The 24,714-nt window shown below is 62.8% G+C and carries 25 protein-coding genes; 13 read left to right on the top strand and 12 right to left on the bottom strand.

Annotated elements, in window-relative coordinates:
- Positions 1 to 11: 11 nt before the first annotated feature.
- The 3 genes from P9250_RS05930 to P9250_RS05920 all read right to left on the bottom strand — a co-directional run bounded on the left by P9250_RS05930 (position 12) and on the right by P9250_RS05920 (position 3,337).
- Positions 12 to 2,594: a glucose/quinate/shikimate family membrane-bound PQQ-dependent dehydrogenase gene (locus tag P9250_RS05930; protein ID WP_310391728.1), complete on the bottom strand. Its 2,583-nt coding sequence runs from the start codon at positions 2,592 to 2,594 to the stop codon at positions 12 to 14.
- Positions 2,595 to 2,711: 117 nt separating this feature from the next.
- Positions 2,712 to 3,038: a hypothetical protein gene (locus P9250_RS05925; protein WP_310391726.1), complete on the bottom strand. Its 327-nt coding sequence runs from the start codon at positions 3,036 to 3,038 to the stop codon at positions 2,712 to 2,714.
- A gap of 50 nt (positions 3,039 to 3,088) precedes the next feature.
- Positions 3,089 to 3,337 (bottom strand): hypothetical protein, encoded by a 249-nt coding sequence (locus tag P9250_RS05920; protein ID WP_244830978.1) that lies wholly within the window; start codon positions 3,335 to 3,337, stop codon positions 3,089 to 3,091.
- 117 nt (positions 3,338 to 3,454) lie between these two features.
- Between P9250_RS05920 and P9250_RS05915 the strand changes: the two genes are divergently transcribed.
- Entirely contained in the window at positions 3,455 to 3,823 is a 369-nt protein-coding gene (locus P9250_RS05915) for a hypothetical protein (protein WP_310391723.1), read from the top strand.
- Here P9250_RS05915 and P9250_RS05910 read toward each other — a convergent pair whose 3' ends face one another.
- Positions 3,824 to 5,020: an amino acid aminotransferase gene (locus tag P9250_RS05910; protein ID WP_310391721.1), complete on the bottom strand. Its 1,197-nt coding sequence runs from the start codon at positions 5,018 to 5,020 to the stop codon at positions 3,824 to 3,826. It abuts the gene before it with no gap.
- Between the two features lie 31 nt (positions 5,021 to 5,051).
- Complete coding sequence (locus P9250_RS05905; protein ID WP_310391719.1) at positions 5,052 to 6,464, bottom strand: amino acid permease; 1,413 nt, start codon at positions 6,462 to 6,464, stop codon at positions 5,052 to 5,054.
- Between the two features lie 308 nt (positions 6,465 to 6,772).
- Between P9250_RS05905 and P9250_RS05900 the strand changes: the two genes are divergently transcribed.
- The gene (locus P9250_RS05900; RefSeq protein WP_310391718.1) at positions 6,773 to 7,012 is read left to right on the top strand and encodes a hypothetical protein; all 240 of its coding nucleotides are present in this window, start codon (positions 6,773 to 6,775) and stop codon (positions 7,010 to 7,012) included.
- Between the two features lie 88 nt (positions 7,013 to 7,100).
- Positions 7,101 to 7,262 (top strand): hypothetical protein, encoded by a 162-nt coding sequence (locus P9250_RS05895; protein WP_250469165.1) that lies wholly within the window; start codon positions 7,101 to 7,103, stop codon positions 7,260 to 7,262.
- A gap of 75 nt (positions 7,263 to 7,337) precedes the next feature.
- On the opposite strand, the gene aroQ is transcribed toward P9250_RS05895, so the two are convergent.
- On the bottom strand, positions 7,338 to 7,775 hold the full coding sequence (gene aroQ, locus P9250_RS05890) for a type II 3-dehydroquinate dehydratase (protein WP_244830984.1): 438 nt from the start codon (positions 7,773 to 7,775) through the stop codon (positions 7,338 to 7,340).
- Positions 7,776 to 7,991: 216 nt separating this feature from the next.
- Here aroQ and P9250_RS05885 point away from each other — a divergent pair, with 216 nt between their 5' ends.
- Positions 7,992 to 9,551: a diguanylate cyclase domain-containing protein gene (locus P9250_RS05885; protein ID WP_310391716.1), complete on the top strand. Its 1,560-nt coding sequence runs from the start codon at positions 7,992 to 7,994 to the stop codon at positions 9,549 to 9,551.
- A gap of 93 nt (positions 9,552 to 9,644) precedes the next feature.
- Positions 9,645 to 10,859, top strand: a complete 1,215-nt coding sequence (locus P9250_RS05880) for an MFS transporter (protein ID WP_250494445.1) — start codon at positions 9,645 to 9,647, stop codon at positions 10,857 to 10,859.
- A 14-nt stretch (positions 10,860 to 10,873) separates the two neighbouring features.
- On the opposite strand, the gene pssA is transcribed toward P9250_RS05880, so the two are convergent.
- Positions 10,874 to 11,503 (bottom strand): CDP-diacylglycerol--serine O-phosphatidyltransferase, encoded by a 630-nt coding sequence (gene pssA, locus P9250_RS05875; RefSeq protein ID WP_244830987.1) that lies wholly within the window; start codon positions 11,501 to 11,503, stop codon positions 10,874 to 10,876.
- Between the two features lie 278 nt (positions 11,504 to 11,781).
- Between pssA and P9250_RS05870 the strand changes: the two genes are divergently transcribed.
- Positions 11,782 to 12,297 (top strand): MerR family transcriptional regulator, encoded by a 516-nt coding sequence (locus P9250_RS05870; protein WP_250469153.1) that lies wholly within the window; start codon positions 11,782 to 11,784, stop codon positions 12,295 to 12,297.
- On the top strand, positions 12,294 to 13,859 hold the full coding sequence (locus P9250_RS05865; RefSeq protein ID WP_350029532.1) for an MFS transporter: 1,566 nt from the start codon (positions 12,294 to 12,296) through the stop codon (positions 13,857 to 13,859). The genes P9250_RS05870 and P9250_RS05865 overlap by 4 nt, the downstream gene beginning before the upstream one ends.
- Before the next feature lie 40 nt (positions 13,860 to 13,899).
- Here the strand turns inward: P9250_RS05865 and P9250_RS05860 are convergent, their stop codons facing one another.
- From P9250_RS05860 to P9250_RS05850, 3 genes are all read right to left on the bottom strand, one after another.
- A complete protein-coding gene (locus P9250_RS05860; RefSeq protein WP_310391715.1) occupies positions 13,900 to 14,997 on the bottom strand; it encodes a catalase family protein in 1,098 nt (365 codons plus the stop codon).
- A gap of 63 nt (positions 14,998 to 15,060) precedes the next feature.
- Positions 15,061 to 15,504 (bottom strand): type II 3-dehydroquinate dehydratase, encoded by a 444-nt coding sequence (locus tag P9250_RS05855; protein WP_244830991.1) that lies wholly within the window; start codon positions 15,502 to 15,504, stop codon positions 15,061 to 15,063.
- A gap of 12 nt (positions 15,505 to 15,516) precedes the next feature.
- The gene (locus tag P9250_RS05850; RefSeq protein ID WP_310391713.1) at positions 15,517 to 16,884 is read right to left on the bottom strand and encodes an MFS transporter; all 1,368 of its coding nucleotides are present in this window, start codon (positions 16,882 to 16,884) and stop codon (positions 15,517 to 15,519) included.
- A 184-nt stretch (positions 16,885 to 17,068) separates the two neighbouring features.
- On the opposite strand from P9250_RS05850, the gene P9250_RS05845 reads away from it, so the two are divergent.
- The 4 genes from P9250_RS05845 to P9250_RS05830 all read left to right on the top strand — a co-directional run bounded on the left by P9250_RS05845 (position 17,069) and on the right by P9250_RS05830 (position 21,037).
- Entirely contained in the window at positions 17,069 to 17,851 is a 783-nt protein-coding gene (locus tag P9250_RS05845; protein ID WP_310391710.1) for an IclR family transcriptional regulator, read from the top strand.
- 113 nt (positions 17,852 to 17,964) lie between these two features.
- Complete coding sequence (locus P9250_RS05840) at positions 17,965 to 18,669, top strand: GntR family transcriptional regulator (protein ID WP_310391708.1); 705 nt, start codon at positions 17,965 to 17,967, stop codon at positions 18,667 to 18,669.
- A 63-nt stretch (positions 18,670 to 18,732) separates the two neighbouring features.
- Positions 18,733 to 20,124 carry an MFS transporter gene (locus P9250_RS05835; RefSeq protein WP_310391706.1) on the top strand — a complete coding sequence of 464 codons (1,392 nt, stop codon included), beginning with the start codon at positions 18,733 to 18,735 and terminating at the stop codon, positions 20,122 to 20,124.
- Positions 20,125 to 20,158: 34 nt separating this feature from the next.
- A complete protein-coding gene (locus P9250_RS05830; protein WP_310391704.1) occupies positions 20,159 to 21,037 on the top strand; it encodes an isocitrate lyase/PEP mutase family protein in 879 nt (292 codons plus the stop codon).
- Positions 21,038 to 21,068: 31 nt separating this feature from the next.
- Here P9250_RS05830 and P9250_RS05825 read toward each other — a convergent pair whose 3' ends face one another.
- Positions 21,069 to 21,893, bottom strand: coding sequence for an isocitrate lyase/phosphoenolpyruvate mutase family protein (locus P9250_RS05825; protein WP_310391702.1), 825 nt, complete (start codon positions 21,891 to 21,893; stop codon positions 21,069 to 21,071).
- Between the two features lie 95 nt (positions 21,894 to 21,988).
- The gene (locus P9250_RS05820; protein WP_310392737.1) at positions 21,989 to 23,056 is read right to left on the bottom strand and encodes an AraC family transcriptional regulator; all 1,068 of its coding nucleotides are present in this window, start codon (positions 23,054 to 23,056) and stop codon (positions 21,989 to 21,991) included.
- Positions 23,057 to 23,218: 162 nt separating this feature from the next.
- Between P9250_RS05820 and P9250_RS05815 the strand changes: the two genes are divergently transcribed.
- Together P9250_RS05815 and P9250_RS05810 are read left to right on the top strand one after the other, a co-directional pair.
- Positions 23,219 to 23,653 (top strand): GFA family protein, encoded by a 435-nt coding sequence (locus tag P9250_RS05815; protein WP_250469130.1) that lies wholly within the window; start codon positions 23,219 to 23,221, stop codon positions 23,651 to 23,653.
- A gap of 115 nt (positions 23,654 to 23,768) precedes the next feature.
- Complete coding sequence (locus tag P9250_RS05810; protein WP_250510928.1) at positions 23,769 to 24,602, top strand: class I SAM-dependent methyltransferase; 834 nt, start codon at positions 23,769 to 23,771, stop codon at positions 24,600 to 24,602.
- Positions 24,603 to 24,714: the final 112 nt, after the last annotated feature.

Here is a 24,714-nt window from a genome sequence, read left to right as displayed (position 1 = left end):
TACCGTTTGCGCTACTGCAGCGTGTAGGCAATCACGTAGTCGCCGGCTTTCGTGCCGAGCGAACCGTGGCCGCCAGCCGTGACCAGCACGTATTGCTTGCCGCTGGCATCGGCGTAACTCATCGGCGTCGCCTGGCCGCCCGCGGGCAGACGCGCTTCCCACAGTTTGTTGCCATCGCGCACGTCGTAGGCGCGCACGTACTGGTCGAGCGTACCGGTGAGGAACGCCACGCCGCCTGCCGTGACCATCGTTCCGCCGAGGCTTGGCACGCCGAGCGGCATCGGAATGGGCAGCGGCGCGCTATCGCGGATCGTGCCGTTCTTGTGCTGCCATGCAATCCCGCCCGTGCGCAGATCCACGCCCGCCACGTAACCCCACGGCGGCGCCTGACACGGAATGCCGAGCGGCGAAAGAAACGCGCTGATTTCATAGGCGAACGGCGTGCCGCGCGCCTGCTTGATACCGCTCGTCTCGCTGCCCTTCTTTTCTCCTTGCTGCGCGTCGAGCTTCTCGCGCGGAATCAGTTTCGACACGAACGCCATGTAGTCCGGATTCGCGATGAGGATCTGCCGCACCGGATCGACTGACACGCCGCCCCAGTCGAACACGCCGAAATTACCCGGAAACACGAGCGTGCCCTGCTCGGACGGCGGCGTGAACGGGCCTTCGTATCGCAGACTCTTGAACTTGATACGGCACCAGAGCTGATCGAACGGCGTCGTGCCCCACATGTCGGCCTCGCGCACGCGCGGCGGATTGAAGTTGAGCGCGGAAACCGCCTGCGTCGGCGCGGTGTGGTCGCCACGCGCAGCGCCTTGCGGCACCGGCGTCTCGGTAATGGGCACGATCGGCTTGCCGGTCTCGCGGTTCAGCACGTAAATGCTGCCCTGTTTCGTCGATGCGATCACCGCCGGTTGCGTGCCCTCCGCCGTCTGCAAATCGACGAGCGTCGGTTGACCGCCCACATCCATGTCCCACAGATCGTGGTGCGTGAACTGGTAGTTCCAGCGCAGCTTGCCCGTGAACGCATCCAGCGCGACCAGGCCTGCCGCGAAGCGCTCGGCTTGCGGCGTGCGCTGTCCGCCCCACTGATCGGGCGTTTGGTTGCCCATCGGCAGATAGATGAGCCCGCGCTTTTCGTCGACGCTGAACATCGACCACATGTTGGGCGAGTTGCGCACGTAGGTGCCGCCCGGCGCGATGGGTTCGGTGGCGTCCGGATTACCCGAGTCCCAGTTCCAGACCAGATGGCCGTCGTTCACGTCGAACGCGCGGATCACGCCAGAAGGTTCGTTGTTCGATTCGTTGTCCGTCACGTGACCGCCGACGATTACCAGATTGCGCACGACAGCGGGTGGCGAGGTGGAGTAATAGCCGCCAGGTGTGAACGGTCCGATGTTCAAACGCAGATCGATCGCGCCGTTCTTGCCGAGGTTCGTGCAGGGCTTGCCGGTATCGGCGTCGAGCGCAAAGAGCCGGGCGTCGGCGGTCGGCAGAAAGAGACGGCGCGAGCACTCGCCGGTGGCGGCGGTTTGAGCAACGGCTACGGGTGCGGCCGGTGCGGCCGGTGCGCCAGGCGCGGATGCTTCGGCGGGCGCGGATGCGCTGGCCGAAGCGGTGGCGTCGGAAGCCGTCGTATCCGTCGAAGCCGCGGGCGCGGATGCGCTCGCGTCGAGCGCTGGCGCGGAAGCGGAAGCGGAAGCAGCCGCATCGGCGGCGGAGGGCGGACCCACGTGCATTGCCGCATCGTAATAAGCGACGCCCCGGCAAGTCATGTGCTCCCAGTGTTTGAAGCCGATGGGACTTTGAATCTGCGGATCGAAGCGCCAGCGTTCCGCACCCGTCGCGGCATCGAGCGCGATCACCTTGCTATGCGGCGTGCACAGAAAAATGGTGTTGCCGACCTTGATCGGCGTGTTCTCGTCCGTCGTCTCCGTGGGATCGTCGGGGCCGGGCATGTCGCCGGTGCGAAACGTCCACGCCACTTTCAGCTGATGCGCGTTCTCGGGCGTGATCTGCGCGATCGGCGCATACCGTTGCGCCAGCGGCGAGCCGCCGTAATCGGTCCAGTCGCTTGCCGCGCGTCCAGTGCCGGCGTTCAGATCGGCCTGATTCGGATCGGCGGCTACGTTGACATCGATACGTCCCGGACGGTCATGGAAGTCCTGAAAGTACGTGCCTGCACCGAGCAACAGCGTGAGGATGACGGCAGCGGCCAGCGGCACGCGGGCGGCGCGTGCAGTCGAAGGCGGCCCGAACAGCGCGCCGCGATGCACGAACGGAATTAGCAGCCACAGTGCGAGCAGCAGCCAAATCCAGAGACGCGGCATGAGTTGCCAGAAATCGAACTTGACTTCGAAGACGGCCCAGATCGTCGAGGCAAACAGGAAAATTGCAAACAGCAAGAGCGCGGAGCGCCGCCGTATCAACAGCAAAAGGCCGGTCAGTACGATGGCCGCGCCCGCGATTACGTAGTACCACGATCCTTGCAAGGTCACGAGGTAAGCACCACCGGCCGCAAGCACCGCGCCGATGATGATGAACCCGACGGCCGTGACGAACGTGAGCGGATGAAGTCTTCCGGTGCCAGCCATACTGCTACCCTCCGTGATGATGAATGGCGGAACACAGCCGTCCTGCGGCCGTGGTTCGGACATGGTGAACCGGGGGAGGATAGCAATTCGCGTGCCGTGACGACACCTTGCAACGGCTCAAGCCAGAGCGCGCGGCCAGCGTCCGAGATGAACGTCGGCCATGGGGAGATCGGCGAGTAATGCAGCTTTCAGATCGCTTCGTTCGGAGAAGCGCGGCGCGTCGAGCCACGCGAGGAACTCGTCGCACCACACGCCCCACGCGTTCTGGTCGAAATCGAAGTCTTCGTCGATACGCCCGTTATCGCGCAGGTACGCGCCCATCACTTGCTTGCCGTTCCAGTAAGCCACGGCCACGTCGTTGAAATCAGCGGTCATGCCGCGCGGCAGGTCGCGCAACAACATGGCGACATGCGCTTTGAACGAGGCAAAATCGGTCGGTCTCATCGCGTGCTCCGCTTCAGGGATGTCATCGTGCCCGATATCGCGTGCCCGCCTCAGCCGAACACGCGCTTGTTCAGATCCTTCTCGAAGGCAACGGTCCAGTGGGAGCCATGCCCGATGCGATATTCGCGTTCCTTCGAAGTGGATCGCCGCACGATCGTTACATAGCCCTGCAATGGATAGACGTCGTCGACGACATCCGACGCGCCTGCTTCGGTCACGAGGAAATCGCCCTCGGTGAAACGGTGGCGCGCGAGAATCGCAAGAAACTCCGCTTTCTCGTCCGGTGCGATCACTGACATGGCGGCCCTCCGGGACTGAACGCTGCTTCATTCAAGGTAGCACACGCGCGCGGGAACGTCGGGCAAAACACGCGCGGAGTGTGGGGCGCAGCCCTTTATCGAACGAGGCCGATACTAATGAACATTCGTGTGATTTCGCTATGCGCGATGGCGTTGATGCTTCGCGCTGTCGCGGCTAGCAGCGCCGAAGCCGCGCCATGCGGCACACTCGAAGGCGCGGCGGGCAGCTCATTCGCGCTGCGCGAAGGCGAAAGCGTGAATCTGAAACGCGGCGACGAGACGATACACGGCGCGCTGCACGTCTATCGAGACGATGCGGTGTATCGCGTGTACTGGCAGCCCGATGGACGTCCCGAGCAGTACGTGCTCGCGAATGCGGGAGAGAACAGCGTGCGGCTCGTTGCGACGCCGCCGCGCGGTTCGAAGGTGGATGCGGGACCGGGCACGCTGCCTTCGCAGAGCGTGCTCTCGTGTCCCGCTTTATGACTAGCGCGCCAGCACCTTGCCGATGGAGTCCGCCACCACCTGCACGTTGCTGTCGTTCAGGCCCGCGACGCACATGCGGCCGGAGCGCAAGATATATACGCCGAACTCCTCGCGCAGACGGTCCACTTGCTCCGCCTGCAAGCCGGTGTACGTGAACATGCCGCGTTGCTTGATATAACGCGCAAGCGCCTCGCCGCGTACATGCTCGCGCAGGCCGTCGTGAATCGCGTGCCGCATACGCGCGATGCGCTGACACATCGCCGCCAGTTCCTCGCGCCACGATTGCGCGAGTTCCGGCGTGTTCAGCACCTTGGTCACGATCTTCGCGCCGTGCGTCGGCGGATTACTGTAGTTCGCGCGCACCGCGCTCGTCAATTGACCGAGCACGCGATCGGCTTCGACGGCATCGTCGCACACGACATGCAGGCCGCCACAGCGCTCGCCGTACAGCGAGAAATTCTTCGAGAACGAGTTGGCGACGAACGCCGGCACGCCGCGCCGCGCAATCTCGCGCACCGCGAAGGCGTCGGCGTCGAGCCCTGCGCCGAAGCCTTGATACGCCATGTCGACGAAGGGCAGCAAGTCGCGCTTTTGCAGTACGTCGATGACCTTCACCCACTGCGCTTCGTCCAGATCGACGCCTGTTGGGTTATGACAGCACGCATGCAGCAGCACGACGCTCTTTGCAGGCAGCTTGTCGATGGCGTCCAGCATGGCATCGAACAACAGCCCGCCGGTTGCTTCGTCGTAATAGGGATACGTGTTCACTTCGAAGCCCGCGCGCTCGAAGATGAAACGGTGGTTCTCCCAAGTCGGATCGCTTACCCACACCTTCGCGTCCGGGAAGTAACGCCGGATGAAATCCGCGCCCACTTTCAACGCGCCCGAACCACCGAGCGTCTGCACGCTCGCAATGCGTCCGTCGGCACGCGGTGCGCTCTCGGCGCCAAAAACGAGCGTCTGCACGGCATCGCGATAATGCGCGAACCCGGCCATCGGCAGATACGGCTTCGGGCCGAGTTCCTGCAAGAGCGAAAGCTCGGCTTCGCGCACGGCTTGCATCACGGGAAGGCGGCCGGCATCGTCGAAATAGATGCCGATACTCAGATTGACCTTGTCGGTGCGCGGGTCCTTCTGAAAGTTTTCGTTCAGCGTGAGAATCGGGTCGCCGGGGTAGGCATCGATATGTTCGAACATGGTGGTGGTTTCAGGACTTCGGGACGGGAGTTCAGCGAGTCGGCGCGCGGCGCGATTGGCCCGCGCTGCCGTTCCTTTTTCCGAGATAGTAGCCGATTCCGAGAACGGCCAGCCAGATCGGGATCAACCAGACGGAGAGCCGCAAGCCCGGCGTCTCGAACATCACCCAGACTATGCCCGCGACGAATGCAAGACACAGATAGTTCGTGAGCGGATAGCCGAGGCTCGGGAACGCCGTCACCGAGCCGCTCGCGCGCTTCCTAGCGCGGAACTTCAGATGGATGATGCTGATCATCGCCCAGTTGATGACGAGCGCGGATACCGCGAGACCCATCAGCAATTCGAAGGCGCGTCCCGGAATGAAGTAATTGATGAGCACGCAAGCCGCCGTGACGAGCGCCGACACGCCGAGTGCAACGAGCGGAATGCCGCGCGCGCTCACCCGCAACAGGGCGCGCGGCGCATTGCCTTGCTGCGCGAGACCGTAAAGCATGCGGCTGTTGGCATAGACGCCGCTGTTATAGACCGAAAGCGCGGCCGTCAGCACGATCACATTGAGCACGTTCGCGACGAGGCCGCTGTTCATCTCGCGGAAGATCAACACGAACGGACTGCCGCCCGTCACGACCTTGTCCCACGGATACAGCGAAAGCAGCACGCCAAGCGCGCCGATATAGAAGATGAGAATGCGATAGATGACCTGATTGGTCGCGCGCGGAATGCTGCGCGACGGGTCTTCCGCTTCCGCTGCCGTGATGCCGACGAGTTCGAGCCCGCCGAACGAAAACATGATGACGGCCATGGACATGACGAGCCCGCTCACGCCATAGGGAAAAAAGCCGCCGAGCTTCCACAGGTTGGTGACGCTCGCTTGCGGCCCCGCGTGACCCGAGATCAGCAGATACGCGCCAAACAGGATCATGCCGACGATGGCCGCGACCTTCACGATGGCGAACCAGAACTCCATCTCGCCATATGACTTCACGCTCGTCAGATTGATGGCGTTGACAAGCGCGAAGCACACGAGCGCCGACACCCACGCGGGCAGCATCGGCCACCAATACTGCATGTAGATGCCGATGGCCGACAGCTCCGCCATGCTCACGAGAATGTAGACCGCCCAATAGTTCCAGCCGGAGATGAAGCCCGCCGCGTTGCCCCAATAACGTGCAGCGAAATGGCTGAACGAGCCGGCCACTGGTTCATCGACAACCATCTCGCCCAACTGCCGCATGATGAAAAACGCCGCCAGCCCGGCGATGGCATAGCCGAGCAGCACGGACGGCCCCGCGAGCCGGATGGTCTGCGCGACACCCAAAAAGAGCCCGGTGCCAATTGCGCCGCCGAGCGCGATCAACTGGATATGCCGGCTCTTGAGTCCTCGCCGGAGTGCCGTCTGCGATGCCTGTACTGCCTGTTCTGTCTTTGAAGTGCCTGAAGCCATGTCGATGCCTGCCTGAACTGCGCGAAAACCCCTAGGGTTCTTTTGAGCCGCAAAGCGGCCCACTGTTGTTTTTTTGTCCGGATGACACGCAAACGTTGCTTTTATCGTTTTGGCCAGCGAAGCGGACGAAATGCGATTCTACCGCCTGGCCGCCGCAGAGCCTTATCGGGCGGACCTTGCTCGCCGTTCCCGGCAACTTTAGGCCTACCGCGCAAACGATTTGAGGCCGGAATCAGGGCTTGTTCGGAGGATTGATTCGGCACCCGCGACCGCAAAATTCATCTCATGCACTCAACGGGGAAGTCGACATGTTTCAGACGATGGAAGGCAACGCGGCACCGCATCGCGTAATCGGTTCGAAAGCGGATTCGGAAGCGGAACTCTTGAGCACGCTGCAGGCGGCGTCGGAAAACATCATGCGCCTCGCGGGCAAGCTGCTCGCCGGACGCGACGCCTCGGCGCAAGACGCGGTCTCCATCACCGAACAGAAAAAACTGGCGCAACTGACCATCGGCCGATTGCTCGCGCTACCGGCATCGAAAATTTAAGCACCAAAGAGAAGCGCGGCGGCTCCATGTGGAAGCCGTCCGCGATCAGGGAATTAGACGCGCAAGCCCAAAGAATCTGGAAGAGAACATGAACTACCTGACGATCATCGCAACTGTGTGGGCGATTTGCGCGATCTGCGCGGTGCTGTTCATCCGCGGCTCGGCGGCGCAGCAAATGAAGCCGGCGCGCGTGCGTCGTGACCAACGCACGCTTGCCGAGCGCATCAAGGATTTCAGCCACACGGCCTGAAGTAGCGCGGTCCCGAAGTACCGCGTCCGAATACGGCAGGCCGTTGTCGCCCGACAAACGGCCGCTGCCGATGAATTATTTGATTGCCGCCACCGCCGCGCGCAAGCCGAGCAGATAGCTGTCCACGCCGAAGCCGGAAATCTGCCCCTTCGCGACTTCCGCGAATACCGACTTGTGACGGAACTCCTCGCGTGCATGCACATGCGACATGTGCACTTCGACGATAGGCACGGTGAGAATGGCGAGTGCATCGCGAATACCGTAGCTGTAATGCGTCCACGCGCCCGCGTTGATGATGATCGCATCCACCTTGTCTTCGAACGCCTTGTGGATGCGCGCGCACATCTCCCCTTCGATATTGGTCTGGTAACTTTCCACCTCGACGCCCAGTTCCTTGCCGAGCGCTTGCAACTGTTCGTCGATCTGCGCGAGCGTGGCCGTGCCGTACTGCTTGGGGTCGCGCTTGCCGAACATGTTGAGATTGACGCCATGCAGCGTGAGGATCTTTGCCATAACGAATTCCTTTCGGTGGATGAATGAAGCGTGGAAAGCTCGAACCTCGCTTTCGACGATGCGCAGATTCTGCAACCCGCGGCGCGCACTGACAATAGCCATGCGTCGCGCGTTGCGCGCTAAAGCTCGTCACCGGGCAGCCGATAACGCGTATACCGGCGCTAACGGCGATTCATCCGCTCTCCCGCGCAACTACAACGTTTAGCCGGTCTCAGTATGTCAGCCACTTCGTCCTTGCGCGATTCCATTCTGGCCACGCCTTCGACCACGGACGGACCGATCACGGCGGCCATTCGCGCGTCGCTGCTATCCACCCTCGTCGAGGACATTCGGCCGCTTCTGCTCTCCGGTCTTTCCAGCGCTTTCGTCGCGACGATCGCGCTCTTGCGTCTGCATGCGCTCTGGACCGTGCTCTGGGTCGGCGCCGATGTGCTGTTGCTCGCGGCGCGCGTCGGTATCGTGTGCCGGTATCGCGCGTTGAGCCGCCCGGACGCGCCGCATCCCGAGCCCTGGGCCGCGCGCTATGCGCCCTTCGCGCTCCTTGCGTGTCTCGCGCTGGGACTCGGCGCCATGGCCTGCGTCATCTCCGGCGATACCGTGCTGGCCGCGCTCGCGATCATGGTGACGGCGGGATTGCTCGGCGGCATCGCATCGCGCAATGCGGGCACGCCGTATCTCGTCAGCGCGCAGATTTGCCTCGGCGCGGCGCCTATCGGTTTTGGCGCGCTGCTCGCGGGCGGAAGTTTCTGGATGCTCGTGCCGCCGCTTTTCCTGTATATCGGCGCGATGGGCTCGGTCGTGCGCCGCCACTATCGCACGCTCGTCGCGCTGATGATCGCGGAGCAGCGTCACGCCGAACTCGCCGCGCGCTTCGACGCCGCCCTCGCCCACATGCCGCACGGCCTTTGCACCGTCGATGCGGAAGGCAAGGTGATCATCGCCAATCGACGGGCGGCGGAACTGTTCGGCTCGACCGTCGAGATGTTGCGGCTGAACATATCGTTGCCGGATTTCATCGGCCATGCGGGACTCGCGAAGTTCGGCGAGACCTTGCGTGCGCAACTGGTCGAACGTTGCGCGCTGTGGCTGAAAGACGGGCAAGGCGCGCTCGAACTGAATCTCGCCGATGGCCGGCAACTCGAACTTTGCCGTAACGCGGTGCCGGACGGCAGCGCGGTGATCATCATCGAGGACGTGACGGAGCGGCGCCGCTCGGAAGCGCGGCTTCTGCACTGGGCGCATCACGATTCGCTCACGGGACTGCCCAACCGCCGCTATCTCGGCGATCACGCCGAACGGCTGATGGCGAACGGCGCGGGCCGCGAGAAGGTCATGGTGATGTATGTCGATCTCGACGGCTTCAAGCGCGTCAACGACACGCACGGCCACAACGCGGGCGACGAGCTGCTGACCCAGGCCGCCGACCGCCTGCGTAACGCGATGCGGCGCGGCGAGCTGGTCGCGCGGCTCGGCGGCGACGAGTTCGCCATCGTGGCGACTTACATTGCGCGAACGTCGGGTGCGGCATTCGCGCGGCGCATCATCGGCGATCTGTCGGCGCCTTACGAACTCGACGATGGCGGTATTGCGCGCGTGGGCGTGAGCGTCGGTATCGCGCTGGCGCGACGCGGCGAGCTGTTCGAGAGCGCCCTGAAACGCGCGGATGCGGCGCTCTACGAAGCGAAGCGCGAGCAACGCGGCACATACCGGTTTGCGGCAGGCGACGAGGATCTGTTTCAGGTCGATGCGCACGCGGAAGCGCATCGCGAAGGTTGATCGAATGCGCATCGGCATGCGCCTTTCAAAACGCCGCGCCCTGCAAGCCGCTTCGCGAACACGTATCCTTGCGGCTTCACACAGGGATCATCCATGTCGACACCAGCATCGTCCGGGCTCGATGGCGCGCGGCGCATCGAACTCACGCGCGGCCTGATCGCGCTTTTTGCGTTTTGCTGCGGCGCCATCGTCGCGAATCTGTATTACGCGCAGCCGATCACCGAACTCATCGCGCCCGATCTGCACATGAAAGGCGGCACCGCGAGTCTGATCGTCTCGTTGACGCAGATAGGCTATGCGCTCGGCCTCTTCTTCATCGTGCCGCTCGGCGATCTGCTCGAGAACCGAAGGCTCATGATCGTGACCGCGCTCGTTTCCATCGCGAGCTTGACGGCCGCCGCGTTCTCGCACGATCCCGTCTGGTTCCTCTGCATCTCGCTTCTCGTGGGGTTTTCATCCGTCGCGGTGCAGATCCTGATTCCGCTTGCCGCGCATCTCGCGCCCGACGAGTCGCGCGGCAAGGTCGTCGGCACGATCATGAGCGGCTTGCTGCTCGGCATCCTGCTTTCGCGGCCAATTTCCAGTGTGGTCGCGGGCCACTTCGGCTGGCGCGCCATGTTCGGCGCGGCCGCCGTGCTGATGGTCGTCGTGACCAGCGTGCTTGCCTTCACCATTCCGCGCCGTCAGCCGAGCCATCAGGCGACTTACTTCGAACTGATCGCCTCGCTCGGCCATCTCGTGCGCACGATGCCCGTGCTGCGTCATCGCTCGCTGTATCAAGGGCTGATGTTCGCTTCGTTCAGTCTCTTTTGGACCGCCATACCCGTCGAGCTCACGCGCGGCTTCGGGTTGACGCAGACGCAGATCGGCTTGTTCGCATTGATCGGCGCGATGGGCGCCACTTCCGCGCCGATCGCCGGCCGCCTCGCCGATGCCGGTCACACCGTGCGCGCCACCTTCATCGCGCTGGCGCTTGCGGCGCTCGCGTATCTTCCGGCGTTGATTCATCCGGCGTGGGGCGTGGGCGCGCTCGTCGTCACGGGCGTGGTGCTCGACTTCGCGGTGCAAATGAACATGGTGCTCGGCCAGCGCGAAATCTACGCGCTGCATGCGACGAGCCGGAACCGGCTGAATGCCGTGTATATGACGAGTATCTTCGTGGGCGGCGCGTGCGGCTCGGCCCTGGCGGGCCCGCTCTACGAGCACGGCGGCTGGACGCTGGTGGGATGGGTCGCCACGGCGTTCCCGCTCGTGGCGTTGGTGCATTACCTCGCGCTCGGCCGACACACCGCCGCGCGCGGTCACTGATCTGGGCTCGCCACTCAGGGCTTCGGAATGCGGATACGGCTGATCATCAACGAGCCGGAGACGGCATAAACGAGCGTCAAGGGATGCAGCGTGAAGCCCGCGAATTCCCACGCGCCGAACCAGAGATTCGCGCCGACCGCGTTGTACCAGCCCGCTATGCCGAGCATCAACACGATGGCAAACGACGTCGGAATGGGCGTGCCTTCGAAGTGCGTGACCTTGCCGCTGCCGGCCGACATTTCCTCGGTGGTCACGTTATAACGCGCGAGCCGCGAGACGCCGCACGCGACGAAATACGCGAGCATCACGCGGTCATAGAGGCCGCGCATGCCGCACGCATAACCGATGACCGCCGGCGCCACGCCGAACGAGATCACATCGGCGAGCGAGTCGAGCTCTTTCCCCAAGAGCGACGCCTTCTGGCGCCAGCGCGCGATACGGCCATCGAGTACGTCGAAGACGAGCGCGGCGAACACCAACGCGCACGCAAGATAGATATGGAGGACGTCGTTGTCGTCGAGATAGGACATTGACGAGAACAGCGCGCCCGTGCCGCAGACCGCGTTGCCCAGCGTGAACCAGTCGGCCAGATGAAACTCGCGGATCATCGAGAAACGTTTCTTGCCGGTGTTGTTGGTATTCATGGCGAACTCGTGAGGGCGCGACGTCCCTGATGGTTTTAAAAACTGCTCAAGTCTATCATTCAAAGAAGCCACGGCTTGCGCAGAAAGCGTCGGAAATCGAAAGATCTTCGCCGATTATTTCCACTTTGGCCGATTCACGAAATTTTTTACAGAAACGATTGAACTTCGCCCGAGGCTGGCTATGCTCGATAGCAAGACGCGCGGCCGCTTCAACCTGAACGTGAACGTACACGTTGCTTTATAATCCGGCTCGTTTACGTATCCGCGAGTGCATTCACATGACGACGAAGCCCGCGCTTCTGACTATTCGCGACGCCGCCGAGCGTCTTCAGGTCACGCCGCGCACGCTGAAGTATTACGAGGAGCGCGGTCTCGTCACGCCGGACCGCAGCGAGGGACGTTACCGGCTGTACAGCGAACAGGATCTGGAGAAGTTCGCGCGCGTTCTGCGGCTGCGTTCGCTTGGCTTTTCCTTGCAAGGCATTACCGAGATCCTCAAGCGCCCGCTGGAAACGCTCGGCGCGGGACGCACGGGTTTTTCGCCGGATTCGCTGCGCGAGATCGAACAGGCGTTGTCGCAACAAATCGATTCGCTCGATGCGCGGATTGCCAGCGTGCGTCGTGAACTCAAGGAAGCGCAAGCCGTGCGCGGCGAACTCAACGCGGACCTTGATTACCTGCGGCGAAGAATTGCCGGAGAAAGCAAGGAAGATTTGTTTCAGGAGCGCATGGCCGCGCAGAAAAAGACGAAGCGCGGCAACCAGCCAGGCAGTCAAGAGGTCGATGGCGAATGACCGCAGCACGCTTACCACGCTTACCCGCACCAAAGCTTGGCGCCGCCACGCTTCGCGACGTCATGTTTCCGTGGGCCATCGCGCTTGCCACCGGACTCGATTACTTCGACAACTCGATCTTCTCGTTCTTCACGAGCTATATCGCGGGCGGCATCAACTCATCGACCGACGAACTCGTGTGGGCGTCGAGTGCCTACGCGGTTGCGTCCGTGCTTGGCATCCTTCAACAGCAATGGTGGATCGAGCGGCTTGGCAACCGGCGGTATATCGGCGGAAGTCTCTTTCTGTTTGCCGCCGGCGCGATAGCCGCGACACTGTGCGAATCGTCGTTCGAACTGGCGCTCGCGCGCGGCTTTCAAGGCTACTTCATCGGCCCGATGATGAGCGCATGCCGCATCCTCATTCAGATGCGCTTCACGCCGCAGCAACGTCCGCGAGCGACGCGCGCGTTTCTCAACATGATCTTGCTCGGCAGCGCTCTTGCGCCGCTCATCGGCGGATATCTGGTCGCGTCGTTTGGCTGGCGTGCGCTATTCACGAGCACGGCGATAGCGGGAGCCGCGTGCGGCCTCTTCGTGCTGCTCGCCGTGCCGTCGAGCGGACGCGTGCAACCCGAAGCGCGCGGCGAGGCGCATTTCTGGCCGTACATCATGTTCGCGTTTGCGCAAGGCGCGTTGCAGATCGTCATGCAGCAAGTGCGCTTTCAACTCTTCAGCAGCTCGCCGCTGCTCATCATGCTCACGGCGGCGGGACTTTTTGCGCTCGGCTGGTTCGTGTGGCATCAGTGGCATCATCCGAGGCCGCTCATCCGCTTGCATGCGTTGCGCGAGAAGCCGTTTCGCGTGGGCATCATGTTGTATATCGCGTTCTATTACGTGAACACCACGCTCAGTTTTCTTGTCTCGCGTTTTCTCGAAGGCGGGCTGCACTATCCGGTGGAGAATGCGGGCAGGCTCACAGGCTGCACGTCGCTCGTCGCGCTTGCCGCGGCTTATTTGTACTTTCGCTACTCGGCGCGCGTCGCGCACAAGAAGTGGCTGATCGGCACGGGCTTTCTAATCTCCGCGTTCGTCAGCGTGTGGATGGTGAACATGCCGCCCGATGTCAGCATGCCATGGCTCATCGCACCGCTCACGCTGCGCGGCATGGTGCTGCTGTTCATCGCGCTGCCGGTGGCGAATATCACGTTCCGCATCTTCGCGATCGAGGAATTCAACCATGGTTATCGCTTCAAGAACATCGTCAAGCAACTGACGGTGTCGTTCTCCACGGCGACGGTGATCATCCTCGAACAGCATCGCGCGGCCGTGCATCAGACGCGGCTCGTGGAGCGGGTCAATCCATTCGATCCGGTGTTTCAGGAGACGTATGCACGGCTGATAGGCGGCTTCGAGGCCCTGGGACGAAACGCCGCCGATGCAAAAGGACTTGCGCTCGCGGAAATAGGCCGCGCGGTGACGCAGCAAGCGAGCTTTCTAAGTTCGCTGGACGGCTTCTGGTTCGTGATGGGTGTGGCGCTTTGCGGCGCCGCGCTGGCGTTCTGGCAAAAGCAGATCAATTGACGAAGCGCGCGACACTCGCCGCGCGCGTCAATCTCAGCCTTCATGCTTCAACCGATCCCTTCGGCTCATGCATCGGGCAGCCGTTGCGCTCACCACGAAAGCGCGACGACATCTCGTAAGCCGGCTTGCGCGAGCGCATCACGCCGCCCAACGGTCGATGCGCCTGCACCCCATGCCAAGGACTGAACGCCATGCCATCGTCGATAGCGGCCGCGCGGCTATCGCTCCACGAAGTCTGCGGCGCCACGCGAATCCGCGCCACAGTTACGTATGGACTTTCATCTTCCGGCCAGCGCTTCGATGCATCTTCGATCGGCATCTTCTCGATATCCGTTGCAAGCTGCACGCGCACTTCCCATTCGCCGCTATTGGCCGCGAAGAAATCGCTGACGGCTTCGCGCAGGCCGTTGGGTTTATCGTCGAGATCGACGGGCGCATCCGTCAAGGCGGTCAGTTCCGGCGATACCGGCGCCACGCTGATCTTCCCGAAGTACTGACCATAGAGGTGCGGCACGGCCGTATAGAACGTTTCGCCAAGAATATGCGTTTCGGGATGTCCGCCAAGACTCTTGATCGTGCCGCTCTCGCCGCCGAGTTTTTCGATCACCGCTTCCGTGCCGCGCAACACAGCCGAGAGCGCCTGCTTCGTGCCGGGCATTTTGTCGGTGGTCTTGGCGAGCAACTTCAGGTTGCCGAGGAAGGCTTTGGGCGTCGCCGCCGTGAACGCGGGTGCATTGATCATCACCAAGTCTTGCGTGACATCGCCTTCGCTCCCGGGCAAGCGCGCGCCTTCCACGCCGATCACCTTCAACGCGAGGCCGCGCGGTGTCGAGACTTTGTCATCGAGAATATCGCCGGGATTCGTCGATAAACGCAGCACCACCGGATACGTGCCGCCGTGCGCGAAGATGCCTTGTGCGAGCTCAGGCGCCAAGCCATCGACCACTTGCAGCTCTCCGGTTAGAAGCCCGTGACTCTTCGCGTGCACGCTGCGAATTGCGTGACCGCTATCGGCGTAAGTCTTCTCCGTGATGCTACGCATGGCTTCGGCGAGTTGCTGCGTGGTCTCGGCTTCGTCGTCGGGGATTTGTTCGAACGAGGGATCGAAAGGTAACGGTTGATAGGCGCGCGTATCCATTTGGACTCCGGGGACGTTGGTATGTTTGGCTACTCAGCAACGCCCGTACCAACGCGCTTTAGCTCACCCCTCGCGCAACATCTCGTCCACGGCGCGGATCGCCAGCACGTATCCTTGCACGCCCAGACCGCAGATCACGCCACGCGCCGCAAGCGAGATCAGCGAGTGCCGATACTGCTCGTCACGCCGATGAATATTCGTCACGTGAACCTCGACGAGCGGCTTCGAAATGAGCTTCACGGCGTCGAGCACGGGTATCGACGAGAATGAAAATCCGGCCGGGTTGATGACCACCGATGCGTCCTTCTCAAACGCTTCCTGCAGCCAGTCGACCATCACGCCTTCATGGTTGGTCTGACGAAAATCGCATTGCAGACCGAGTTCGTCGGCGAGCGCTTCGCAACGCGATTGCACTTGCGCGAGCGTCGTCGTGCCATACAAATGCGGCTCGCGCTTGCCAAGCAAGTTCAGATTGGAGCCGTTCAAAACATAGACGAGAGGTTTCATGTTGTCGATGAGTCAATGAGTGTTCGATTGCATCGGCGCCTGCGTCGTCGCGCCGATCACTTCAGCGGTGGAATCGGTACGGTTCAGGTCGATGCCGAGCGTTTCGGGCGCGGTGAGGATCATCGCGAGCGAGATGACGTTGAAGATCACGCACACCGCCACGACGCCCCACGGCGAACCGTTGCACAGCGCGAAGAGCCAGACCGCGACAACCGGCATCGGGCCGCCCGCGATCAGGTTCGCGCCGGTATAGGCGAGCGCCGAGCCAGAGTAGCGCACGTTGGTCGGAAACGCTTCGGCGAACGCGACCGGTTGTATGCCGCTCTGGAACTGCGTGAAGCCGAGGAAGAAGCCCATCGCGAGGAGCATCGGCAGGAAGCTTTTCGTGTCGAGAATTTGGAAGTAGACGAAAAGCATCAGCAAGGTCGCCGTCGAACCGATTGCCAGCGCCTTCCTTCTTCCGATGCGGTCACTCAGCATGCCGCCCGCCAGCGCGCCCACGATGGCGCAGACATTCGCGCCCATCAGCAGCAAAAAGCCGGTCTGCTTCGGCACGCCGAGCGTCTTCGTCACATAGCTCAGCGAGAACACGACGATCAGATAGAAAATCGCCGCCGGTCCGCAGAAGAAGAGCATCCAGCGCAGCACGGTGCGCCAGTGAAGACGCAGGGCGTCGCGCAAGGGACTGCCGACGTCCGCGACTTCGGTTTTCGACAAGGCGACGAACGCGGGCGTCTCCGCCACGCGCAAGCGGATATACACGCCGACCATCACGAGCACGAAGCTCAAGATGAAGGGAATGCGCCAGCCGTAGGCATCGAAGGATTCGGCCGACATGGCCGATGAAAGCGTAAGCAGCACGCCGTTCGCCATGATCTGCGAGAGCGGCGAGCACAGACCGAGCAGGCCCGAATATTTGCCACGCGCGCCGGGGCTCGCGTGCTCGATCGCCATCAATTGCGCGCCGGTCGATTCGCCGCCGAGCGCAAAGCCTTGCAGGATACGCAGGATCACGAGCAGCGTGGGCGCCCATACGCCGATGCTCGCGTAAGTCGGCAAGAAGCCCATCAGCATGGACGCGAGGCCCATCACGGTGACGGTGCCGAGCATGAGATTGCGGCGGCCGAGCTTGTCGCCGAGATGCCCGCAGATGATCGCGCCGAGCGGCCGCGCCGCGAGCCCGACGCCGAAGGTGGCAAGCGAGGCGAGCAGCGCGGAGGTCGAATCCATCGCGGGGAAAAAGAGCTTGGGCAGCACGGTCGCGGCAAGCGCGCCATACAGGGTGAAGTCGAACCATTCCAGCGCCGTGCCGATGGCGGCGGCCGTGACGGCTCGGGTGCGCATCGACTGGTGCGCGGTGTCTTCCATGTGCGATTGCATCTTGTCTCCTCTTCGGGCGTGTCTCTGTGTACGTTCATTCGCTTACCCGGGAATCGTCGTATCCCGATAAAACGATGTGGCGCACAGATTAACAGCGCCGGGTGGGATACCGTTCCAGCGTGGAATCTCTTCCCGCAATATGCAATCATGCGCGAGTCATCGACTCGAACGATAGGTAAAACCCATGCCCGGCGTCACCGAACGAACGCTTGCCGTCCTCGAATTCCTCGCGACGCAAATGGAAGGCACGCCGCTCGCGATGATCTCCGATCAACTCGAAATTCCACGTAGCGCGTGCCATCGGCTGCTAGTCGATCTCAAGCAGTGCGGCTACGTGCGGCAATTGCGCGAACACGGCGACTACGTGCTCACGACCAAGCTCGTCGGGCTCGGCCTCAGCTATCTTGCAACGTCGGGCATCGTCGATATCGCGCAGAGCATGCTCGACCGGCTCGCGGAAAGCTCGGGCGAACTGGTGCGGCTCGCAATCGTCGATGGCGACCGGCTGACGTGGGTCGCGAAGTCGCAAGGCGCGCTCAAGGGCCTGCGCTACGACCCGGACATGGGCATGGACACGGTCTTGTCTTGCAGCGCCACCGGCCACGCCTGGATGATGACCATGAGCGACGAACGCGCGCTCGAACTCGTGACGCGGCAAGGCTTCGGCGCGCCGAAGCAATACGGCCCGCGCGCGCCGACCACGGTGACGGGTTTGCTCGAATTCGTGCACGCCGCCCGCATGCGCGGCTACGCGACCATCTACGAAGTCTTCGCGCCCGGCATGACGGCCATGGCGGCGCCCGTGCAGCGGCGTGGTTATCCGGCTATCGGCGTCATCAGCGTCGCCGGGCCGGCCGTGCGGCTCACCGAGAAGCGCATGGCCGCGCTTGGCTCGACGCTGCTTGCTGCCGCCGGCGAACTGGCGGCTGCGAGTCTCGCGTCACCGCTTTTCGGGCGCGTTCGGTAACGTTCGGCCGCCTTCGGCCGCGTTCGGCCGCGTGATGCTGCGGGAAATCCCCACGTTTCATTTGCGGAACATTGCATACAATGAATCCCGTTCACTTCCCGGAGGGGGCCTCGATGGCTGTTATAAGCGCCGCTTTGCATACAATCACGCCTGATACGTCTCGTCCTGGCGATGACGTCTATCTCGCCATCAAGCGCGCGCTTGCCGGCAACGAGTATGGCGCGGGCCAATATCTGCGCGAGGAACAACTCGCCAAGAGTTTGGGCGTGAGCCGCACGCCGGTGCGCGAAGCGTTGCGAAGACTCGACGCCGAAGGCTGGGTCGAAACGCGCCCGAACTACGGTGTGCGCGTCAAGGCGTGGACCCTGCAGGACGCGCGCGAAATTTTCGAGTCGCGTCTCTTGATCGAGCCGTATCTCGCGGGGCGCGCCGCACTCAAGATCGAGCCTGCCGATATCGAGCGCCTTCGCACGCTGGCGGACGCCATGCTCGCCATTACGCATCGTCCGTCCACGGCCGAATCGTGCGAGGCATGGTTCACCGCGAACGGCGAATTCCACGCCATCGTCACCGCCGCCGCGAACAACGCGCGGCTCGACCGGTCGCTCAAGTCGATGAAGGAAACGCCGCTCATCAAATGGACCTTCGACGCCTACAGCGACGAAGACCGCGAACGCAGCGCGCGTCAGCACTTCGAGATCGTGCTCGCGCTCGAACAGCGCAATGCGGCGTGGGCGGAAGCCATCACGCGCTGTCACATCATGGCCGCCGAAAAGGCCGTGCTGGACCGCCACGAGCGGGAGCATCTCAGTCCGTAGCGTTGTTGCCCCTTGCACCGTCGATAAAAAACCGTCGCACACGAAAGACATCGGAGACACGACATGCAGCCAAGTACGGTGAACGCCGGTCCGCGTCTGGACCGCCTGCCCATTTCCGGGTTCCACAAGCGCGTGCTCTGGCTGATCGGCGCGGGCATGTTCCTCGATTCCTTCGATATCTATCTCGCGGGCGGCGTACTCGGCGCGCTCTCGAAGACCGGCTGGTCGTCCATGCATCTGAACGCGGCGTTTTTATCGTCGACGTTCATCGGCATGTTGCTCGGCGCGTTCACCGCGGGCGTGCTCGGCGACGCCAAGGGCCGCAAGTTCACGTATCAGTTCAATCTCGCGGTCTTCGGGCTCGCGTCGATTGCGGGCGCGTTTGCCCCGAACATGACCTGGCTCATCGTCTGCCGGTTCTTCATGGGCCTGGGACTTGGCGCGGAGATCGTCGTCGGTTATGGATCGGTCGGCGAATTCATGCCGCCCGCCGTGCGCGGCAAATGGTCGGCGTATCTGTCGCTCATCACCAATTCGGCGCTGTTCTTTTCGACCTTCCTCGGCTATTTGATCATTCCGACCGTCGGCTGGCGCGCCATGTTCGCTATCGTCGGCGTGGGCGCGATGATCGTCTGGGTCATCCGCAAGAAGATGCCCGAGTCGCCGCGCTGGCTCGAATCGAAAGGCCGTTACGACGAAGCCGAAGCGGTCCTGCGCGCCGCCGAGGAAGAGTCGGCGCGTGTGCGTCCCTTGCCGCCGATTGCCGACCTACCGCGCGCCATCACCAAGAAAACCACGCTCATCGAGCTGTTTTCGGGCGCACTGATTCGCCGCACGTTCGTTTCGATCGTCGTGCAGGTCGCGGTGAACATGGTGATCTACGGCTTCATCGTGTGGGTGCCCACGTTCCTGATGAAGCAAGGCATCGGCATGGCTTCGTCGCTCGGATACACCACGCTGATGTCGCTCGGCGGCCCGGCGGGCGCGCTCGTCGGCGTGCTGATCGCGGACAGGATCGGCCGCAAGAACGGTTTGATCGCGGTGGCCGCGCTCGCCGCGGTCATCGGCTGGTTGTACAGCCATTCGACCAGTGTCGAGATGGCGACGCTTCTCGGCTTCATCCTCTTCACGCTGACGTATCTCATGGTCGCGCTCGGCATTGCCACGTATATCCCAGAACTTTTCGCGACCGAAAATCGCATGCGCGCAAATGGCATAGCCGGATGCGCGGGCCGCATCACCGGCATTTTCGCGCCGCAGCTCGTCGTCGTGATGTACGCGACGGGCGGCATCAAGGACGTGTTGTCGATGATCATCGGCGCGTGCGTGGTGATGGCCGTCGTGCTCGCGGTCTTCGGCATCGAAACGAACAAGCGCTCGCTCGAAGAGATCGCGCCGACGCTCGATACGGACGCCGACGCCGCGCTGGCGTTATCGCGAGAATCGCATCATTGACTCTGCAACGTCGAACTTCACACAAGGACACGCTATGAACACCACCAGTCAGGCTAAACGGCAGGCATTGAAGGCACGTTTCGCGCAGAAGGAAATCGTGACGGCGCCCGGCATCTTCGACATGATCTCCGCGAAGATGGCCGATTCAATGGGCTTCGATTGTCTCTACATGACGGGCTTTGGCACGGTCGCGTCCTATCTGGGCTTGCCCGATGCGGGACTCGCGACCTATACGGACATGGTGAATCGCGTCGCGGCGTTTTGCGGCGGCACGAACACGCCGATGATCTGCGATGGCGACACCGGCTACGGCGGCTTGCTGAACGTCGCGCATACGGTGCGCGGTTACGAACAGGCGGGCGCGGCGGGCATTCAGCTCGAAGATCAGGAATTCCCGAAAAAGTGCGGCCACACGCCGGGACGCCGCGTGATTCCGCTCGAAGACATGGTGCGCAAGATCAAGGTGGCGGTCGAGAGCCGTACCGATGACGGGTTTCAGATCGTCGCGCGCACGGATGCGCGTACGTCGCTCGGACTCGACGAAGCGTTGCGCCGTGGCGAAGCCTATGCGAAGGCAGGCGCCGATGTATTGTTCATCGAGTCGCCGGAAAGCGTGGAGGAGCTGGAAAAGATCGGCCGCGCCTTCGATATGCCCTTGCTCGTGAACGTAGTCGAAGGCGGACGCACGCCGCAACTCGCGCCCGATGAATTGCAGAAGCTCGGCTTCTCGCTGGCGATTTATCCGGCGTCCGGCTTCCTCACGGTCGCGAAGGCTCTCAAGGATGTGTACGGTCAGATCCTCGCGAAGAAGAGCACCGAAGCCGCGAAGGACGCGATGTATCCGTTCTCGGACATGTGCGAGTTGATGGGCTTCGCGCAAGTGTGGGCGTTCGATCGCGAGCACGCGGATTGATTCGTCCGCGCACTCGAACGCGTCATGCGCCTCATGCGCGCGGCTTGAAGATGCCGTTGAGCTTGTCGCCGGGCGCGGCATCCGCGAAGCCGTCGAAGCGCCCTTCCACGAGGCCTTCCGCGGCGCGCATGACGCCGCCCCAGGCCGCGCGTGCCAGCGCGCCGCCGACGCTCACGCGCCGTACGCCCAGCGCGGCGACATCGGCAAGCGTGAAATCGGATGCCGAGCCAATCAGCAGATTGACGGGCTTCGGCGCGACGGCCGCAACCACCGCCGCAATCTGCTCGCGCGTCTTGATGCCGGGCGCGTAGAGGCAATCGGCGCCGGCTTCGGCGTAGGCCTTCAGACGCGCGATGGCATCGTCGAGGTCCGGTTTGCCCGCGAAAAAATTCTCGGCGCGGCCAATCAGCAACGTGTCGCCGCCGTTCTCGTCGATGGCGCGGCGTGCGGCCTTCATGCGCTCCGCCGCGACATCGATGGCGAACAAGGGCGCGGATTCATCGCCGGTGGAATCTTCGATCGATAGTCCCGCCACGCCGGTCGCTAACGCCAGCTTCACGCTCGCTGCAATCTCTTGCGGCGTCTTGCCAAAGCCGCTTTCGAAGTCCGCGTTGACGGGAAGGTCGGTGGCATCGACCAGTTCCTTCAGATGCGCGAGAACGGCGTCGAGCTCGACCGTATTGTCGGCGTGACCCTTGGACCAGGCAAAGCCGGAACTCGTCGTTGCGATCGCCTTGAAGCCCAGTGTTTCGAGGTATCGTGCGCTGCCGATGTCCCATGGATTGGGCAAGACGAAGCAGCCGGAATCATGAAGTGCGCGGAAGGCCGAGCGTTTTTCGGCGACGGTGCGAGGCATGAGCGTGTCTCCCTGGTTGGTCGCCCATGATCTTGCGGTTGGGGATGAAGCGCAAGGGCAAGGCCCAAGCAATGCACTCGCTTCTTGCGCAACCGCTACGCGATCTGGCCTTCGGCCGAACCGCCCGCAGCTCTGACGGCGAGCGCGTCGCCGACATCTTCCATATCGGCCAGCGAATCGCTCGCATCCGCCAGGCCGAGATTGCGTCGCCAACTCGCGGGCGGCGTGCCGAACTCGCGCTTGAACGCGCGATTGAACGCCGCCTCGGATTCATAACCCACTTGCTCGGCGACGGCCGCAAGCGAGCTGGTCCCGTTGCGCAATTCCTGCGCGGCAATCTGCAGACGCCAGCGCGCAAGATATTGCATAGGCGGCTGGCCGAGCAGTTGGGTGAAGCGCTGCGCCAGCGCGGAACGCGAGAGGCCTGCCTTGCGCGCGAGTTCATCGACGGTCCAGCCGTGTGCCGGCTGCGCGTGCAGCAACGCGAGCGCGCGTCCCACGAAACGATCGCTCACGCCCGCGAGCCAGCCTTTGCGATCGTCCGGCAATGCGTCGATGCAGCGCCGCACCGCTTCCACGAAAAGCAGTTCCGACAATCGCGCCAGCACGATCGCGCTGCCGACGCGACATTCGGCGGCCTCGACAGCCGCGAGTTTGAGCGATGTTTCGAGCCACGCCGATTGCGGGTCGTTGCGCATGTCGACTTTGAACAGGCGCGGCAGTGCCGCGAGCACGGGATTGGTCAGGGTATCGTCGCAAGCGAGAAAGCCGCAGATCAGGCGCGTGTGCGCGCCGCCTCCGCCATAACTCAGCTTCATCACTTCGCCCGGCGACGTTTCCAGATACTTCGAAAGCATGGCGCTTGCCGACGCGGGCGTGAGTTCGAGCGAACTGCCCATCAGATGCGCTTCGCCATGAGGCACGACAAGTAATTCACCCGCGCTCACGTGAATGGCGGAAGCGGGGTCGCCTGTAAGCGAGGCCCAGCAACTGCCTTCCGTGATGAGGTGATACGAGACGATGCGCTCGGTGCGCGGCAGAAACGTCGCGCACAAGTCGGGCGTGGCGTGGCCGAAGACGCACCAGGGCGCTGTGAATTCGCCATTTAGATAAACCGCCCCGCCGAGACGCACGAGGCGAAGCACGTCGGAAAGCGCATCCATGTAGGCGCCCATCAGTTTCGGCGTCCTGCGCAAAATATCTGGACGCGTGGTCATTCCATAAGCCGGCTCGCGTGCTGATACTAGCACTCATGCGACCTTGCAACAACGAACACGAAACGGTTCGTCGGACGAGACGCGCATCCACGAAATCAGGAGGACGGCATGAGTCAGGCAGAGGAATATCGCGGTCAATGTTTTTGCGGTGCAGTGCAATTCACGGTACATGGAAAACCAGAAGGCATGGGCTACTGCCATTGCGCGTCGTGCCGAAGCTGGTCGGCAAGCCCGCTCAATGCCTTTACGCTCTGGCAGCCCGAGGCATTGGAAGTGACGCGCGGCGCGGATGATATCGGCACTTACAACAAGACCGAGAACAGCTATCGCAAATGGTGCAGGAACTGCGGCGGTCATCTCTTCACGGAACATCCGGGGCTCGGGCTCGTCGATGTTTTCGCCGCCAACCTGACGGACTTTCCCTACGAAGCCGGTGTGCACGTCAATTACGCCGAAACGGTGTTGCGCATGAAAGACGGCTTGCCCAAACTGAAGGACTTCCCAGCCGAACTGGGCGGCTCGGGCGTGAGCGTGGCCGAATGATCGCCGGATTGCCCGTTGCCGCGCGGGCAGTCTCGATTGCGATATCGCGGCGCCATCGGAACAGCAGCACATCATGCATGTCGCATCGCTGCCCTTGCCTTTTTAGGAGTTCGTCATGACCGCAGCCGATCCCGCTTTCTCGCCCGCCGCCGACCTCGCCGCCGTCAAGGTTCGTCAACAAGCCGCCTGGTCGACGGGCAACTACGCCGTCGTCGGCACCACGCTGCAGATCGTCGGCGAGAATCTTTGCGAAGCGCTCGACTTGCGCGCGGGCAGCCGCGTGCTCGACGTCGCCGCCGGCAACGGCAACGCGACCCTCGCCGCCGCGCGCCGCTGGTGCGATGTCACGTCGACCGATTACGTCGCCGCGTTGCTCGATGCAGGCCGCGCCCGCGCCACGGCTGAAGGGCTCGCCGTGCAGTTTCAGGAAGCGGACGCGGAAGCGCTACCCTACGCCGACGCATCGTTCGATATCGTAATGTCCACTTTCGGCGTAATGTTCACGCCCGATCAAGCCAAGGCGGCCCGCGAACTTGCGCGCGTGTGCAAACCAGGCGGCAAGATCGGGCTCGCGAACTGGACGCCGGAGAGTTTCATCGGACAAGTGTTCAAGACGATCGGCAAATACATTGCGCCGCCAGCCGGCGTGATGTCGCCTGCGCTCTGGGGCACGAAGGCGCGGCTCGACGCGCTGTTCGACGGCAGCGCGCAGGAAATCGTCGCGACGAGTCGCGATTTCACGTTTCGGTATCGCTCGGCCGCGCATTTCATGGACGTGTTCCGCACGTATTACGGGCCGATGAACAAGGCTATCGGCGCACTCGAAGGCGAGCGTCAGGCGGCGTTTCTAGGTGAGATGATGGCGCTGATCGAGAGCCGCAATCGTTCGGGCGACGCGACGCTCGTGCTGCCAAGCGAGTATCTCGAAGTCGTGGTGACGCGGCTGTGAAAGGCTCGAAACGCCGCCGGCTTTTCGACTGCGGCTCGCGCTTGTGGTCGTCCGTCTGCCTGTTCGGCCTTCGATACGGCCCCGTGCTTCTGGCGCTGCCGCTCTGCTCGTC

The organism is Caballeronia sp. LP006, from assembly GCF_031450995.1.
GTDB lineage: Bacteria > Pseudomonadota > Gammaproteobacteria > Burkholderiales > Burkholderiaceae > Caballeronia.
This window is presented reverse-complemented; position numbering and strand designations above follow the sequence as displayed.

Excerpts from the sequence above, each read along its gene's own strand:
- P9250_RS05930 (WP_310391728.1), bottom strand. The coding sequence starts at position 2,594 with ATGGCTGGCACCGGAAGACTTCATCCGCTCACGTTCGTCACGGCCGTC.
- P9250_RS05925 (WP_310391726.1), bottom strand. The coding sequence starts at position 3,038 with ATGAGACCGACCGATTTTGCCTCGTTCAAAGCGCATGTCGCCATGTTG.
- P9250_RS05920 (WP_244830978.1), bottom strand. The coding sequence starts at position 3,337 with ATGTCAGTGATCGCACCGGACGAGAAAGCGGAGTTTCTTGCGATTCTC.
- P9250_RS05915 (WP_310391723.1), top strand. The coding sequence starts at position 3,455 with ATGAACATTCGTGTGATTTCGCTATGCGCGATGGCGTTGATGCTTCGC.
- P9250_RS05910 (WP_310391721.1), bottom strand. The coding sequence starts at position 5,020 with ATGTTCGAACATATCGATGCCTACCCCGGCGACCCGATTCTCACGCTG.
- P9250_RS05905 (WP_310391719.1), bottom strand. The coding sequence starts at position 6,464 with ATGGCTTCAGGCACTTCAAAGACAGAACAGGCAGTACAGGCATCGCAG.
- P9250_RS05900 (WP_310391718.1), top strand. The coding sequence starts at position 6,773 with ATGTTTCAGACGATGGAAGGCAACGCGGCACCGCATCGCGTAATCGGT.
- P9250_RS05895 (WP_250469165.1), top strand. The coding sequence starts at position 7,101 with ATGAACTACCTGACGATCATCGCAACTGTGTGGGCGATTTGCGCGATC.
- aroQ (WP_244830984.1), bottom strand. The coding sequence starts at position 7,775 with ATGGCAAAGATCCTCACGCTGCATGGCGTCAATCTCAACATGTTCGGC.
- P9250_RS05885 (WP_310391716.1), top strand. The coding sequence starts at position 7,992 with ATGTCAGCCACTTCGTCCTTGCGCGATTCCATTCTGGCCACGCCTTCG.
- P9250_RS05880 (WP_250494445.1), top strand. The coding sequence starts at position 9,645 with ATGTCGACACCAGCATCGTCCGGGCTCGATGGCGCGCGGCGCATCGAA.
- pssA (WP_244830987.1), bottom strand. The coding sequence starts at position 11,503 with ATGAATACCAACAACACCGGCAAGAAACGTTTCTCGATGATCCGCGAG.
- P9250_RS05870 (WP_250469153.1), top strand. The coding sequence starts at position 11,782 with ATGACGACGAAGCCCGCGCTTCTGACTATTCGCGACGCCGCCGAGCGT.
- P9250_RS05865 (WP_350029532.1), top strand. The coding sequence starts at position 12,294 with ATGACCGCAGCACGCTTACCACGCTTACCCGCACCAAAGCTTGGCGCC.
- P9250_RS05860 (WP_310391715.1), bottom strand. The coding sequence starts at position 14,997 with ATGGATACGCGCGCCTATCAACCGTTACCTTTCGATCCCTCGTTCGAA.
- P9250_RS05855 (WP_244830991.1), bottom strand. The coding sequence starts at position 15,504 with ATGAAACCTCTCGTCTATGTTTTGAACGGCTCCAATCTGAACTTGCTT.
- P9250_RS05850 (WP_310391713.1), bottom strand. The coding sequence starts at position 16,884 with ATGCAATCGCACATGGAAGACACCGCGCACCAGTCGATGCGCACCCGA.
- P9250_RS05845 (WP_310391710.1), top strand. The coding sequence starts at position 17,069 with ATGCCCGGCGTCACCGAACGAACGCTTGCCGTCCTCGAATTCCTCGCG.
- P9250_RS05840 (WP_310391708.1), top strand. The coding sequence starts at position 17,965 with ATGGCTGTTATAAGCGCCGCTTTGCATACAATCACGCCTGATACGTCT.
- P9250_RS05835 (WP_310391706.1), top strand. The coding sequence starts at position 18,733 with ATGCAGCCAAGTACGGTGAACGCCGGTCCGCGTCTGGACCGCCTGCCC.
- P9250_RS05830 (WP_310391704.1), top strand. The coding sequence starts at position 20,159 with ATGAACACCACCAGTCAGGCTAAACGGCAGGCATTGAAGGCACGTTTC.
- P9250_RS05825 (WP_310391702.1), bottom strand. The coding sequence starts at position 21,893 with ATGCCTCGCACCGTCGCCGAAAAACGCTCGGCCTTCCGCGCACTTCAT.
- P9250_RS05820 (WP_310392737.1), bottom strand. The coding sequence starts at position 23,056 with ATGGATGCGCTTTCCGACGTGCTTCGCCTCGTGCGTCTCGGCGGGGCG.
- P9250_RS05815 (WP_250469130.1), top strand. The coding sequence starts at position 23,219 with ATGAGTCAGGCAGAGGAATATCGCGGTCAATGTTTTTGCGGTGCAGTG.
- P9250_RS05810 (WP_250510928.1), top strand. The coding sequence starts at position 23,769 with ATGACCGCAGCCGATCCCGCTTTCTCGCCCGCCGCCGACCTCGCCGCC.